This window comes from Mycobacterium sp. NGS69 (genome assembly GCF_059812165.1).
This window is the reverse complement of the sequence record NZ_JCALCD010000005.1, coordinates 244,265-257,569: the sequence shown is the minus strand read 5'-3', so window position 1 is coordinate 257,569 and position 13,305 is coordinate 244,265. Positions and strand designations below refer to the sequence as shown.

General features: G+C 68.4%; 14 protein-coding genes. 1 reads left to right on the top strand and 13 read right to left on the bottom strand.

Annotated features, from left to right (window positions below):
• Positions 1-13: 13 nt before the first annotated feature.
• From AC5Y2S_RS17205 to AC5Y2S_RS17145, 13 genes are all read right to left on the bottom strand, one after another.
• A complete protein-coding gene (locus AC5Y2S_RS17205) occupies positions 14-382 on the bottom strand; it encodes a SpoIIAA family protein (protein WP_499901305.1) in 369 nt (122 codons plus the stop codon).
• Positions 379-1,263, bottom strand: a complete 885-nt coding sequence (locus AC5Y2S_RS17200) for a universal stress protein (protein WP_499901306.1) — start codon at positions 1,261-1,263, stop codon at positions 379-381. Before AC5Y2S_RS17200 ends, AC5Y2S_RS17205 begins: the two co-directional genes overlap by 4 nt.
• On the bottom strand, positions 1,251-1,799 hold the full coding sequence (locus tag AC5Y2S_RS17195; protein ID WP_499901307.1) for a GNAT family N-acetyltransferase: 549 nt from the start codon (positions 1,797-1,799) through the stop codon (positions 1,251-1,253). Before AC5Y2S_RS17195 ends, AC5Y2S_RS17200 begins: the two co-directional genes overlap by 13 nt.
• 58 nt (positions 1,800-1,857) lie before the next feature.
• Positions 1,858-3,510 carry a sensor histidine kinase gene (locus tag AC5Y2S_RS17190; protein WP_499901848.1) on the bottom strand — a complete coding sequence of 551 codons (1,653 nt, stop codon included), beginning with the start codon at positions 3,508-3,510 and terminating at the stop codon, positions 1,858-1,860.
• Between the two features lie 250 nt (positions 3,511-3,760).
• Complete coding sequence (locus AC5Y2S_RS17185; protein WP_499901308.1) at positions 3,761-4,432, bottom strand: response regulator; 672 nt, start codon at positions 4,430-4,432, stop codon at positions 3,761-3,763.
• A gap of 59 nt (positions 4,433-4,491) precedes the next feature.
• Positions 4,492-5,322 carry a universal stress protein gene (locus AC5Y2S_RS17180; protein ID WP_499901309.1) on the bottom strand — a complete coding sequence of 277 codons (831 nt, stop codon included), beginning with the start codon at positions 5,320-5,322 and terminating at the stop codon, positions 4,492-4,494.
• Positions 5,323-5,333: 11 nt separating this feature from the next.
• Positions 5,334-6,104: a universal stress protein gene (locus AC5Y2S_RS17175; RefSeq protein WP_499901310.1), complete on the bottom strand. Its 771-nt coding sequence runs from the start codon at positions 6,102-6,104 to the stop codon at positions 5,334-5,336.
• Between the two features lie 87 nt (positions 6,105-6,191).
• The gene (locus AC5Y2S_RS17170; RefSeq protein WP_499901311.1) at positions 6,192-7,184 is read right to left on the bottom strand and encodes a 1-phosphofructokinase family hexose kinase; all 993 of its coding nucleotides are present in this window, start codon (positions 7,182-7,184) and stop codon (positions 6,192-6,194) included.
• A 25-nt stretch (positions 7,185-7,209) separates the two neighbouring features.
• Entirely contained in the window at positions 7,210-9,258 is a 2,049-nt protein-coding gene (locus AC5Y2S_RS17165; protein WP_499901312.1) for an erythromycin esterase family protein, read from the bottom strand.
• 4 nt (positions 9,259-9,262) lie between these two features.
• Positions 9,263-9,697 (bottom strand): Hsp20/alpha crystallin family protein, encoded by a 435-nt coding sequence (locus tag AC5Y2S_RS17160; RefSeq protein WP_499901849.1) that lies wholly within the window; start codon positions 9,695-9,697, stop codon positions 9,263-9,265.
• 114 nt (positions 9,698-9,811) lie between these two features.
• Positions 9,812-10,054 carry a hypothetical protein gene (locus AC5Y2S_RS17155; RefSeq protein WP_499901313.1) on the bottom strand — a complete coding sequence of 81 codons (243 nt, stop codon included), beginning with the start codon at positions 10,052-10,054 and terminating at the stop codon, positions 9,812-9,814.
• A gap of 1 nt (position 10,055) precedes the next feature.
• Positions 10,056-10,325 (bottom strand): DUF1918 domain-containing protein, encoded by a 270-nt coding sequence (locus AC5Y2S_RS17150; protein WP_499901314.1) that lies wholly within the window; start codon positions 10,323-10,325, stop codon positions 10,056-10,058.
• Positions 10,322-11,308, bottom strand: coding sequence for an Acg family FMN-binding oxidoreductase (locus tag AC5Y2S_RS17145; protein WP_499901315.1), 987 nt, complete (start codon positions 11,306-11,308; stop codon positions 10,322-10,324). The genes AC5Y2S_RS17150 and AC5Y2S_RS17145 overlap by 4 nt, the downstream gene beginning before the upstream one ends.
• A 176-nt stretch (positions 11,309-11,484) precedes the next feature.
• Here AC5Y2S_RS17145 and acsA point away from each other — a divergent pair, with 176 nt between their 5' ends.
• On the top strand, positions 11,485-13,284 hold the full coding sequence (gene acsA, locus AC5Y2S_RS17140) for an acetate--CoA ligase (protein ID WP_499901316.1): 1,800 nt from the start codon (positions 11,485-11,487) through the stop codon (positions 13,282-13,284).
• The last annotated feature ends 21 nt before the right edge of the window (positions 13,285-13,305 follow it).

Below are 13,305 nucleotides of genomic sequence, written 5' to 3'. Positions count from 1 at the left end.
ACGAATAGACCGCCTAGGCGGCGGCCCACTCCTTGGCGCGGTCAAGTTCGTCGAGCCCGAACACGGCGAGCTCGCCGGGCATCATCCAAGCGACCGCGTGCATCACATGGCCGACCCAGTCCTTGTCGGACACCACGGCGATCCGCTTGAAGTCCGAGTAATGCGTGAAAAGCATGCCGAACCCGAGCTTGAGGTCCTCGGCGAACCCGCCCGGCCCGAAGCCCTCGTAATCGGGCGCGATGACCTCCACGATCCTGATCTCGCCTTTTTTGAGCATCTCTTCCATCTCGGGCTTGAAGTGGCGTAGCTCGTCACCACGCAGCCGGCCCGACACACGGATGCCGGTCACCCCTTCCGGCATGTCCTCCAGCTGTTCGATCATCGATTCTCCTCACGGACAACAATCACGGGAACCTTCGCCGATTGCGCGACGGCCGAGCCCACCGACCCGAGCAGCATCCCGGGAAACCCGCCGCGCCCGCGGCTGCCGACCACCACCAGCTGGGCCCGCTCGGACTCCTTGAGCAGCCAGTGGGATGGCTTGTCGCAGAAGAGCAATCGCTCGACCTGCACATCCGGATACTGTTCCTGCCAGCCCGCCAGGCGTTCGGCGAGGATCTCCTGGCCCTCCCGCTCGCGGTCGTGCCAGTCCATCCCCAGCACCGGGAACACCGCGACGTCGCTCCACACGTGCAGCGCGCGCAGCCCGACGCCGCGGCGCGACGCCTCGTCGAAGGCCAGGGCGGTCGCCGCTTCCGACGCGGGCGATCCGTCGATGCCCAGCAGCACCGGCGCGTCGGCGTCCGCGGGGACATCGGAGTGGATGACCGCGACCGGGCAGTGGGCGTAGTGCACCAGCCCCGTCGTGACCGAGCCCAACAGCAAGCGGCCCATCGCGCCCAGGCCCTGGCTGCCGGCGACGATCATCAACGCGTCTTTCGAAGCCTCGATCAATGCCGGCACGACGCCGGAATAGACCGTCTCGGTGCGTGTTTCGGGTGGCTGTGCGCCCGCCAGGGCCGCGCTCAGCGTCTTGCGGGCCTGATCGATGACGTGCCGTGCGTCGTCTCGCTGCCACTCGGGCATCTCGTCGTACAACTGGCCCACCGGCCAGCCGACCACCACCGGTGCCACCGCGTGCATCAACGTGAGGGGCAGCTTGCGCATGATGGCCTCGCGCGACGCCCAGGCGACGGCGGCATCGGATGCCGGCGAACCGTCGACGGAGACCAGGATCCCGAATTTTTTTGTCACGCCAGACATTTCGCGTCCTCGTCGTCGAAGTCGGGCAGTTCGATCTCGAGGTGCCGGACGGATCCGTACTCCGCGGGCTCGCACCGCCAGCCGAGGTCGAACACGACCATCAGCATCAGGTGGTTCTCGCTCAGCACGTCGGCGACAAAGTGCCCGATTCGCCGGCCCCGCGCGATCCGGGCCAGGTGTTTGAGCAGGGCCGTTCCCACACCGAGCGAATGATCTTCGTGCGCGACCACGATCGCGAACTCGGCGGCCTTCGGGTGCTCGCGCACGACGGTGTAGTTGGCCACGCCGATCAGCCGGCCCGCGTCGAACGCCCCAAGCGCGTACCGGCCGGGGGCGGGTGTGGTCAGCTCGTCGACGACCTCGTCGAGCTGGACCGGCTGGAGCGTGAAGAAGCGGTAGTAGCGGTCGTGATCGCTGAGGTGTTGATGCAGATCCATGACGGCCTCCGCGTCCCCGGCGCCGAGTGGCCGCAACGACACGACACGTCCGTCGAGCAGTTGGACCGTGTCCGCGGCTTCCACCGCCCGATCGCTCATGATCCATGACGCTATTCGGATCTGGCGCCGCTCGGCAGGGCCGTTAGACCCCAGCCCGTTAGCCGTCGGTCAGCGGGGCGATCCAGTGGACGCGGGCGCCACCCTCCGGTGGATTGGTGACCTCGCAGGTGCCGCCGAGTTGTTCGGCGCGGTATTTCATATTGGCCAGCCCGCTGTTGCGGACGTTGTCGGCGGGGATGCCGCAGCCGTTGTCGCTGACGTCGAGGATGAACATGTCGGCGACGTCGACCTCGACGGTCAGCCGCGACGCACCCGAGTGGCGGAGGCAGTTGCTGACCGCCTCCGCGGTCACCGCCTCAGCGTGCTCGGCGAGTTCGCCGTCGACCGCGGTCATCGGCCCGTGCAGGCGCATCGTCGTGACGATCTCCCGATTTTGGGTGAGGTCGGCAACCACCTGCTGGATCCGCTGCCGGAAGTCGGCGCCCTTCCCCAACGGCGATTTGAGCTGGAAGATCGTCGTTCGGATCTCCTCGATGATGGTCTGCAGATCGTCCAGGGTGCGGTTCAGGCGCTCGGCCACCTCCGGGGAACGGGACCGGGCCAGCGTGCCCTGCAGGTCCATGCCGGTGGCGAACAGCCGCTGGATGACATGGTCGTGCAGGTCGTGGGCGATGCGCTCGCGTTCGGCGACGATGGTCAGCTGACGCGAGTCGTCCCGCGCCGCCGCCAGGACCAGGGCTATCGCGGCGTGGGTGGCGAAATCGCTGACCAGGTCGAGGTAGCTCTCGTCGAACGGTGGCGCCTCCGCGCCGCGTGCGATCGCGATCACGCCCGCGACTTGGTCGTCGGTGCGCAGCGGCATCAGGATCGCGGGGCGCTGCCCGACATCGGTGAAGGCCTGGATCGGGTAGCGCAACGACTCGGTGATCATCGGTTGGCCGGTCCGGAAGACCTCGCCGCTGGAGGAACCTTCCACCGGGACCTGGCGGCCGATTACCTCGTCGGCGTGAACACCCACCGCGGCGGACACCACCAGCGTGTCGGTTTCGTCGTACGGCAGGTCCGCGTCGGCCGGGACGAGGACGATCGCCTGTTCGGCGTCGGTCAGCCTGCGCGCGCTCTCGGCGATCAACTGCAGAGGGCGGCGGTGCGGCTCGGTGGTGGACAGCAGCGCGGTCGTGATCTCGCGGCTCGCATCCATCCACTTCACCGACAGCCGCTCGCGCTCGAAGAGTTGGGCGTTGTCGATGCTGGCCGCGGCCGCGAACGCGAGCGCGCGGGCGGCCACCTCGTCGGACTCGGAGAACACCCGCGTCGGATCGACGTGGGTCAGGTAGATGTTGCCGAAGACGATCCCGCGGATGGTGATGGGCACCGCGAGGAAGGCGCGCATGGGCGGGTGGTGCGCGGGGAACCCGGCGGCGGCCGGGTGTGCGCTCATGTCGTCCACGCGCAGGGCCGGGGTGTCGAGGAGCGACAGGCTAAGCAGGCCCTTGCCCACCGGCAGGGGTCCGATGCGTTCGACGGTGTCGGCGTCCATGCCCTCGTGGATGAACCTGAGCAACGTGCCGTCGGGATCGCGGATGGCGAGCGCGCCGTAGGGGGCGGAGGTCAGCTCCCTGGCCGCGCCGATGACCCGGTGCAACGTGGCGTCGAGGTTATCGACGTTCGTGCCGATCTCGACGAACACGCGCAGCAGGTGCTCCATTTGATCGCGCGCCGCCAGCAACTCGTCCAGCTGCGCGTGCATCCTGGTCACCAGCCCACGCCGGCCTAGCCCGGCTAACGCCGAGCTGCGATCGTCGCCGTCGGCCACCCGACCTCATACCTCCACGACAACTCAGCCATGAGGCAGCTCTGCGTTGGCAAACAGCCAGTATCCGCGAAACGCGAAGATGCCACAGTCAGCTTAACCCCAAGAGGTCGGGCACCCAAGGTGAGCGGCCGGGTGGGTGTCGGGCCAGCCCGCGAACCGGGCGGCGACTGTGTCGAGCTGTCGGCTATCCCCGCGGGGCGTCCGGCGGCGCGGGCGGCCGCCCGGACCGTTGGTCCAGCTTGGAGGCGAACACGGCCGCCTGCGTCCGGCGCTCCATGCCCAATTTGGCCAACAACCGCGACACGTAGTTCTTCACCGTCTTTTCGGCAAGGAACATCCGGGCGGCGATCTGCCTGTTGGTCAAGCCCTCACTGAGCAGCCCGAGCAGCGTTCGCTCCTGTTCGGTCAGCCCGGAGAGCGGGTCTTCGTGTTCCGTCGTCCCACGAAGCTTTGCCATCAAAGCAGCGGCGGCCCGGTTGTCCAGCAACGACTTGCCGGCGCCGACCTCTTTGATCGCGTGGGCCAGCTCCATGCCCTTGATGTCCTTGACGACGTATCCGCTGGCGCCGGCCAGGATCGCCTCCAGCATCGCCTCGTCGGAGGTGAACGACGTCAACATCAGGCACCGCAGATCCGGATGGTCGGAGACCAGGTCGCGGCATAGTTCGATGCCGTTTCCGTCGGGAAGGCGGACGTCGAGGACCGCAACATCTGGCCGCAGAGCCGGAATTCTCGCTTTGGCCTCCGATACGGAACCGGCCTCGCCCACGATCTCCAGTTCGGGGTCCGACGCGAGCAGATCGGCAAGACCGCGGCGGACGACCTCGTGGTCATCGACGAGGAACACCTTGACCATTAAGAGCCCTTTCTGCAGCGACCGACTCTCAATATCGCACGTTTTCATTATCGCCCGCCTCACAAATGCTGTTGGTTGACGACCAACAGCGAGCAGTCGGCTTCTTGCAGCACCGCACTGCCGGCCGGCCCGAGGAGCTCCCTGAGCCGCCGACGGTCGCGGGCGCCGGCGATCACCAGCCCCACCGACCGCCGGTTGCAGGCCAGGTACTCGAGCAGGCCGCCGTGCACGGCCACCGACTCCACCCGCAGGTCCGGATACTGCCGCGTCCAACGGGCCAGCCGGCGATCCAGGTCGGCGAGGGCTCGGCGATCGCCCTCGGCCCCGCCCGGCCCCGTTTCTTCCGTCGTCCTTCGGCAGGTGATCGCCCGGATGGCGGCGTTGCGCAGCCGCGCCTCCGCGGCGGCGGCGCCCAGCAGGACGCCGTTGTCGGGCGACCCGTCCAGCTCGACGACGATGCCGTCCGGGCGGTGCGGGTGGTCGTCGCGGGCGCGAATTATCGCCACCGGGCAGTGTGCCGACATCGCCACGGCCGCGGCGGTGGAACCCACCCGGCCCGGCCGGAAGTGACGCAAGCCGACCGCGCCGACGCACACCATGGCCGCCGACGCCGACGCGCTGATCAGGCAGCCGATCGCCGGACCGTGGACCACCTCGGTTTCGATCTTTACCGGCTTGCCCGCGGCCTCAATTGCCTTGACCGCCTGGCGAATTGCCGCCTGGCCGGCGGCCTGCCCGCGCTCCTGCTCGGACTGCTCGGTCGCGCAGACCAGGCGCAGGGGGGCAGCACGACTCACCGTCTCGTCGATGGCCCAGAGCGCCGCCCGTATCGCCGCCTTCGAGCCGTCGATGCCGACCACGATCGACCGCGGCGTAGCCAATTCGTTCACGGACTGGCCCTCTAATGGCGGACCACGAGCACGGAGCAGTCCGGATAGCCCACGATCGGGTGGCAGTTCGGCGTGGACAGACCGGCGATCTCGGCGGCGTCGGCGCTCCCCACCACTGCCAAACTGACGGCGCCGCCCTGCCTCTCGCCGGTTCTCACGCCGGTGCCCGCGGCGACGGTCTGGACCTGCACGTCAGGGTAGCGCCGGACCCAGCTGTTCAGCCGCCGATCGATCTGTCGCACGGTCGCGTGGCGGCGCCGCCCCTGTTCCATTGCCTGATGTACGACCTCGTCGTTGTCCGGCTCGTCGTTGAGCACGACGGCGATCACGCCGAGATCGGTCGGCGACCCGTCGGGGTTGGTGCGGATGATCGCCACCGGGCATTTCGCTTCCGCGACCAACGCGGTGGCGGTCGGCCCCAGCAGGCCGTCGGACGCCCACCCGCGCCGGGAGGTGCCCACACAGATCAGCGCCGCGTCCCGCGATTCGTCGACCAACACTTTCCCGGGATCGCCCGAGAGGATTGCCGTTTCGACCTCGACCGGCTTTTTCGCCTGTTGGATGGCGCACTCCGCCTGGGACAGCGCCATCTCGGCGCGCTCCAGCTCCCACTCGGAGACGGGGTGGGCGCCCGTTTGCCCGTCCCGGCGAGGCACGACATACACGAGGCGCATGGGCAGCTGCCGGCTCAGCGCCTCGTCGATCGTCCACTTGGCGGCGTTGACCGCGGCTTGTGATCCGTTGACGCCCACCACCACCGACTTGGCGTCCAGCTCGTTCATGTCGGCTCCTGAAACGTTCGAGTCCTCAAATTCAGGCTCTCAAATAGGCTATTGCCGCGCCGCTCGTTACAGAGGGGTCGTTAGGCCTCACCTGGGTAGCCGTTCGTCATCTGCGAGGTCGCACGGTTCCGCCGATTGGGCGAACAACTTCTCCACGTCCGCCCGAAGGCAGGCGGCCGTGCCGGGCGTCATCAGCATCGCCGCCCCCGCCGCGATGCCCAGCCGAACGGACTTGACCAGCGGCCAGCCACGGGTGAGCCCGACCGTGATCGCCGCGACCATCGCGTCGCCGGCCCCCACACCGCTGCCGCCGGGCATCGGAATCGCCGAAAAGCGCTGGCTGGCATGCGCTGTCGCGAGGAGCGCGCCTTTCGATCCCAGGGACACCAGCACCGCTTCCGCGCGACCGTCGTCGACGAGTTCGTGTGCGGCGGCGAGTTGTTCGGCCTCGGTTTCTAGCGGGCGCCCGACGCATTCCCGCAGCTCTCGCACGCTGGCCTTGAGGAGGAACACGCCGGAGGAGACGTGTCGCAGGCCGCCGCCGGAGGTGTCGAGGATGAGGCGGGCGCCCACGTGCCGGCACATGTCGGCGACCCGCTGGTAGAAGTCGGTGGTCACGCCCGGCGGCAGGCTGCCGCTGGCCACCACGTATTCGGCCGACTTCGCCGTCATGCGCAGCTGCTCGAGGCAGTGCGCCTGTTCGCGCAGCGTCAGTTGCGGCCCCGGCAGGACGAAGCGGTACTGCTTACCGCTGCTGCCCTCGTTCACGGTGAAGCTCTCGCGCGTGGCCGCCCCGATGGGAACCTGCCAGAACGGCACGCCCTCGTCGGCAAGCAGCTTTGCGATCAAGCCACCGGTCGTGCCGCCCGCGGGGAAAACCGCCAGCACCGAGCCGCCCAGCTCGTGCGCGACGTGCGCGACGTTGATGCCGCCACCGCCCGGGTCGTAACGGGTTTCGGCGCAGCGCAATTTGTCGGTCGGGCGCACGACGTCGACGCTCGTGGTGATGTCGAGCGCCGGGTTCATGGTCAGCGTGACGATTTGCGGTCGGCTCGCAGGCGGTCGTGCCGGCGTCTGCATGTTCGTTGGCTCCGCTCGTCGTCAGTTATAGGCCGGAGGGGTACGTTTCCGGGGTTTCGCCGGCGATCCACAGGCTCGTCACCTCGAGGGGTTCGAGCGCCGTGGTGGTGTCGATGTGGATCATCGCGTCGAATTGGTCGGCCGGACGCACGTGGAAGTAATGGCTTTGCCGTTCCGTCTCGGGCCGGTAGATCACGCCGATGGCGCGTCCCAATCGAACCGTGCTGAGCGGATCCGCGGCCGCGGGACTGATGGCCGCCGACACCAAGAACGCGCCCCTGCCGGTCTCGTGCAGCAGTTCCTCGATGCTGCCATTGAGCGCCGGGCGCACCGCCTTTCGCTCGGCAACGCCGCCCCATTCGCTGGCGGCGGTCACCGTGCCGGAGTAGGTGCTGAACCCGATGAGGCGCGAATCCTCGCCGTATCGCTGACGGGCGAGTTGGCCGAGCGTGAGTTGCCCGTCGGCCCACACTTCGGTGGCCCGGGCGTCCCCGACGTGAGAGTTGTGGGCCCACACCACGATTCGGGCGGGGGGCACATCCTGTGCGTCCTGGTGGCGGTCCAGGTGATTCAACAGCGCCTCGAGGGTCTGCGCCATGTGCTTGTCGCGCAGGTTCCACGAGTTGACACGCCCACTGAACATCGCGCGGTAGTACACCTCCGCGTTGCGCACCGTTTGCGCGTTCTGCTGGGCGTAGAACAGCTCGTCCTCGGCCAGCAGCCCGTCCCTGCGCGCGTAGGCCAGCGCGTTGCGCTGGATCTCCACCAGCTGCTCGATCGCCTGATTTTCACAGGACGGGCCCGCACCGTACGCCGCCGCAAAGCCATACGCCTGACCGTCGTCGGCCGACGCGTGGTCGAAGCAGGCGTAGCGCTCGCGTGCCCGCGCCGCCGCCTTGGGGTCGATCTTGTCAAGGTAGGCGATCACCTCGTGCATCGACCGGTGCAGGCTGTAGAGGTCCAGGCCGTAGAAGCCGGCCTGCCGGCCGTTCGACTCGTGGAGTTTGTTGTGCGCGCGCAGCCAGTCGACGAACTCGCACACGACGGTGTTGCGCCACATCCAGGCGGGAAAGCGCTCGAACCCGCTCAGCGCGTCGTCGGCGCTCTTGTCGTCGCCCAGGCCGCGAACGTAGCGGTTGACCCGGTACGCGTCGGGCCAGTCCGCCTCGGCGGCGACGGCACAGAAACCCTTTTCCTCGATCAGCCACTTCGTGATGACCGCCCGAGCCTCGTAGAACTCGTGGGTCCCGTGCGAACTCTCGCCGATCAGCACGATCCGCGCGTCGCCGATCAGCTCCTCCAGCGTTTCGCGCGACGGGATGCCCTGCGGCGCATCGATGGCCACGCTGCCGATTACCTCGGCCGGTGTCCGGGCCGCTGCTTTGTTTGTCGATGCCCCGGTGGTCGGGGTGGCGAGCAGCCGCCGAACCTCGTCGTCGGTGACCTGGCGGAAATCCCAGAACGACTCGCCCACCGCATGGAAGGGGGTGGGCATCGACGCGCACACGACATCGTCGACCTGGCCGGCGAGTTCCCGGCAGGTGGATTCCGGCGCCGCCGGCACGGCGACCACGATGTGTGCGGGCTCGGCCTCGCGCAGCGCCTGCACGGCCGCGAACATGCTTGCGCCGGTGGCCAAGCCGTCATCGACGAGGATGACCGTCTTGCCGGTCACGTCGACGGGCGGCCGACCGTCGCGATAGGCCGCCTCGCGCCGGACGAGCTCGCGGCCTTCGCGCTCGGCGACGGCGCGCAGTTCCTGCGGTGTCATCCGCAGTCCCCGCACGACGTCGTCGTTGAGCACGACGCGGCCGCCGCTCGCCAGCGCCCCGACCGCAAACTCTTCGTGGCCGGGGGCCCCGAGTTTGCGCACGATGAAGGCGTCCAGCGGGGCATTTAGCGCGGCCGCCACCTCCCAGGCAACCGGGAGGCCGCCCCGCGCCAGGCCCAGCACGATCACGCCCGGCCGGTCGCGATAGGCGCCGAGGAGGCTCGCCAGTACCCGGCCCGCCTCGGCGCGGTCACGGAACACGCGCCGCGGGGCGCGGCGGGTGGCATCAGCTGCTCTGGTCATGGCGTCAGTCGGCCGTTCGTACCTGGACGCGCCGCTCGGTCGGCTTCGGCTCCGAAATGCCCACGGAGACAGTCAGGATGCCCTTGTCGTAGGTGGCCTCGATGCTGTCTTCGTCTGCGCCGGCCGGCAGGGACACGGTGCGGGTGAACGAGCCGTAGGAGAATTCCGAGCGGCCGTCGAAGTCCTTCTTCTCGCTGCGCTCGGCCTTGATGGTGAGCTGTCCGTCGCGCACCGTGATCTCGACGTCCTTGGCCGGATCCACCCCCGGCATCTCGGCGCGCACCACGTAGCGGCCGTCCTTCATCTCGTCTTCGAGCCGCATCACGCGGGCCTCGTAGACGGGGCGGAGTCCGGCCAACGGGGGGAAGCCGGCGAACAGCTCAGAGAACTCAGGGAAGAGCGACCTTGGCTGACGCCTAACAGAAAGGGTGCTCATGATGTCTCCTAGAACTCGACATTTGTGGCAGTTACGAGTCCATCCGACCAGTCCGGCGCGACCGCCGGTAGGGACGGAAGTCCCGGCGTCGCGGGCCGTTCGTCGGCTCCGTCCCCGTCAGTCGGAAAGCCGGGCCCGGGCGGCGATGTAGGCCATCACGCGATCGAGAATCAGGTCGTACGTGTCGCCGTCCTCGACGAGGCGGGCCAGCCCCTCACGACGAAGGAAGCCGTCGAGGCGTCGGTCCAGCGGCCAGTCGGCGTAGCTGTCGTCCGCGTACGGCGAACGCAGGAACTGCCAAGCGAGCGTATCGACGTCACCGTCGGTCAGCAGCGGCGGACCGCCTGGCAGAAGGGACATTTCAGTGGCCCTTAGCCTGGCCCGCTATGGCCGCCTGCATCGCGGCGAACCGCGACCGCGCTCTCTCGTCGGCGGCCCGCTGCTCGGCCGCCGTGACGACGATCGCGTCCGGGCCCGGGAACACGGTCGCCCGTTCGCCGGTGTCCAGCCACCGAACCAGGAACGGCGGCTCGCCGTCCTTCGAGGGCACCGCGGTGATCAGCCCACGCAGGTCCCGACGCCCGACCGTGCCGCCCTTGATCACCAGCCAGTCCCCGACTTCGGCCTTCATCGCCGGATCTCCAACACGTCGCTCATGGGCCGCCGCGGCGTCGGGCCGGGCGTCAGCCCGCCCTCGGGTTCGATGCCGACCCGGATCAAAACCTGGGGTACCGCGGCGGGATCGGCCGTGAGATCGGAAATGACGTCGCGACTGGATTGCAGCTCCGTGAGATGCGTTACCGGGCAGGTGGCCAGGCCGGCCATCGTGCACTCCAGCAGGATCGCCGAAAGCGCCTCGCCGCAATTGAGCGCATCGACCCGCGCGTCCCGGGGTGTGGACAACACCAGGATCTTCGCCTGGTCGTAGGTGCCGGCGGAACTGTGCTCGTCGGCCGGGTCGATGGGGAACCGGCGGTTGACGTCGACACGGCGGGCGTCCGATTCCGAGGTGAGCGCGCTGTCGGGGATGCCCTCGGCCTCCCGCAACGGCGATGTCCACCAAAGCAATTCATTCTGATAGGAATCGTCGTAGCGGCGCAGCGCATCGGTGAGCCGCGACGCCTCGGCCAACCGCGGGCGCGCATCGTCGGTCAGCACGTCGAGGGTCACCAACTCGTTGTCGAACGAGCTGCGCAACACCGCTTCCAGCGACGGCCAGCGACTCGGCGCGCGAAACGGCAGCCGGTTGGTCCGGCGACGCGGTATCGCGTCGGCGCGATCGCGCCTCGCCTGCGTCACACAGTCCAGGGAAGTGAAGTCGGCCGAGGCGAGGTGGTCGAGGTTGTTTGGGTTGGGGAACTGATCGACGTTGGTTTCCCAACCGGCCGCGGCCATCGCGACGCGAAAGTGATCGAGCGCCGCGCCGCAGCTGATGATCGCCTCGCGACCCGACCTGTCGGTCGCGGTGACCGTCCGGTGCGGGTCGACGAACAGATCGACGCTCGCGCTGCCCGCCACCCATCGCCACGGCTGAATGTTGTGCAGCGAGGGAGCCCGGCACGCCAGCTCCACCGCACTGGTGATCACACCGATATCCACCATCGTCTGGGTCATTGCGCACTCTCACTTCCTGTCCCACGTCGACCCTCGGGCATGCGCGCCTTTGGCCGCCAGGGTCCTTGGTCCCCGGGTCGTGAGTTGATGACTTTTGTCTCTATTGCGGCATCGCGGGCCGGGCAAACGATGAACATGCCCAGGCGACAGCGCAGGCCATACCGCAAGGATCCCTTATGGATGTCATCCACAAAACCCTCGAGGACTGCACCGTCCGCCCCAACCTCACCGAATACGAACGGGCGCGCGCGCGGTTCCACTGGTCCGACGTGCCGCCCTTGTGCGAGGGCATGGGGCCCGGCCGGTGCAACATCGCCTACGCCGCCGTGGACCGTCACGCCGAGGGCCCGACCGCGACGCGCACGGCGTTGCGATTCGCCACCGACGGGGGCTGTGACGGCGCGATCACCACCCGCGACCTCAGCTACGCGGACCTCGGCCGGTTCACCAAACGATTCACCAGCGCGCTGCGCTCGCTCCGCATCGGCAAGGGCGACCGCGTTTTCACGATGATGAACCGCTCGCCCGAGCTGTACATCGCGATGTTGGGCGCGCTGCGCAACGGCAGCGTCGTTTCGCCGTTGTTCTCGGCTTTCGGGCCCGAGCCGATCGCGACCCGGGTGAACATCGGGCAGGCCGACGTCCTGGTCACCACCGCGACGCTCTACCGGCGCAAGATCGCCAAGATCCGCGATCGGCTGCCGTCGGTGCGGCACATCTTCGTCGTCGACCAGGACGAGACCGCCGATCCCCCACCCGGAACGCTCAACTTCTGGAACTGGGTGGACGCCGCCGACGAGAACGCGCCGATCGCGCCGACCACCGCCGAAGACCCCTCGCTGCTGCACTTCACCAGCGGCACCACCGGGACCCCGAAGGGCGCCGTCCACGTGCACGGCGCCGTGGCGATGCACTATGTCACCGGCCTGTACGCGCTCGACCTGCATCCCGACGACACCTATTGGTGCACAGCGGATCCCGGCTGGGTGACGGGAACGTCCTACGGCATCATCAGCCCGCTGCTGCACGGGGTCACCTCGATCGTCGACGAGGCCGAATTCGACGCCCAGCGGTGGTATCAGATCCTGCAGGACCAGGGCGTGTCGGTGTGGTACACGGCGCCGACCGCGATCCGGATGCTGATCAAAGCGGGTCCGGAGCTGCCCGCGCAGTATCGCTTTCCGCGCCTGCGTTTCATCGCCAGCGTGGGCGAGCCGCTCAACCCCGAAGCCGTCTGGTGGGGAAAGCGGGTGCTGGGCTTGCCGATTCACGACAACTGGTGGCAGACCGAGACGGGCGGCATCATGATCGCCAACACGCCGGCGTTCGACATCAAGCCCGGCTCCATGGGGCGGCCGCTGCCCGGCGTGGACGCGTTCATCGTGCGCCACAACGACGACGGATCGACCACGGTCCTCGACGAACCCGACGTCGAGGGCGAGCTCGCGCTCAAGCCGGGCTGGCCGTCGATGTTCCGCGGCTATCTCAACGCGGAGGAGCGCTACCGCAACGCCTTCGTCGACGGCCTCTACCTGAGCGGGGATCTCGCGAAAAAAGACGCCGACGGCTACTTCTGGTTCGTCGGGCGCAAGGACGACGTGATCAAGTCCGCGGGGCATCTGATCGGCCCGTTCGAGGTCGAAAGCGCGCTCACCGACCACCCGGCGGTTGCCGAGGCGGCGGTCATCGGCATCCCCGACCCGACGGTCGGCGAAATGGTGAAAGCCTTTGTCACGCTTAAGAACGGCGTGGTCGGCGACGAGGACCTGCGCCTGGAATTGATCGGCCACGCGCGCAAGCGGCTGGGGGCCACCGTGGCGCCCAAGGAGCTCGAGTTCGTCGACGCGTTGCCGCACACCAGCAGCGGCAAGATCATGCGCCGGCTGCTGAAGGCCCGCGAACTCGGGCTGCCCGAGGGCGACACCTCCACCATCGAAAGACAACCCGACCACCACGCCGAGGGGGTGCCGTCATGACGCGCGCCAGTGACGATGCAG